Here is a 625-nt window from a genome sequence, read left to right as displayed (position 1 = left end):
GGCGCTGATGTCGTGAGCGATGCGGAAACCTTCACGGGTAGTGGCTTCGGTGAAGTCGCCGTCCAGTTGGTCGCCCGGGGCGAAGCCGACGGAGTGCACGATGCAGTCCAGGCCGTCCCACTTCTTGCTCAGTTGTTCGAAGACCTTGGCGATTTCTTCATCGCTGGCCACGTCGCACGGGAAGCACAGCTCAGGGCTCGAACCCCAGCCTTGTGCGAATTCTTCGACGCGACCCTTGAGTTTGTCGTTCTGATAAGTGAAGGCAAGCTCAGCGCCCTCGCGATGCATGGCGGCAGCGATGCCGGATGCGATGGACAGCTTGCTGGCGACACCGACGATCAGTACGCGCTTACCGGCGAGAAAACCCATGTGTTGCTCCTCTTTCAGGTTATTGCGCAGTGGCTGGTGCCAGAAAAGCGGCTTCCAGCAACTGCTGTGTATACGGATGTTGGGGGGCGGCAAAGATACTTTGCGCGTCTCCCTGTTCGACCACTTGGCCATGCTTGACCACCATCAACTGGTGGCTCAGCGCTTTGACGACAGCCAGGTCATGGCTGATGAACAAATACGTCAGGTTGTACTTGGCTTGCAGTGAACGCAACAGCTCCACCACTTGCCGCTGCAC

General features: G+C 58.4%; 2 pseudogenes. Both read right to left on the bottom strand.

The window, feature by feature from the left end:
• A pseudogene (gene fabI / locus J5M71_RS26510) lies at positions 1-369 on the bottom strand (enoyl-ACP reductase FabI); the annotation flags it as partial.
• A gap of 19 nt (positions 370-388) precedes the next feature.
• A pseudogene (locus J5M71_RS26505) lies at positions 389-625 on the bottom strand (microcin ABC transporter ATP-binding protein); the annotation flags it as partial.

The sequence above is a fragment of the Pseudomonas sp. 43(2021) genome (assembly GCF_017490805.1).
Classification (GTDB): domain Bacteria; phylum Pseudomonadota; class Gammaproteobacteria; order Pseudomonadales; family Pseudomonadaceae; genus Aquipseudomonas.
This window is presented reverse-complemented; position numbering and strand designations above follow the sequence as displayed.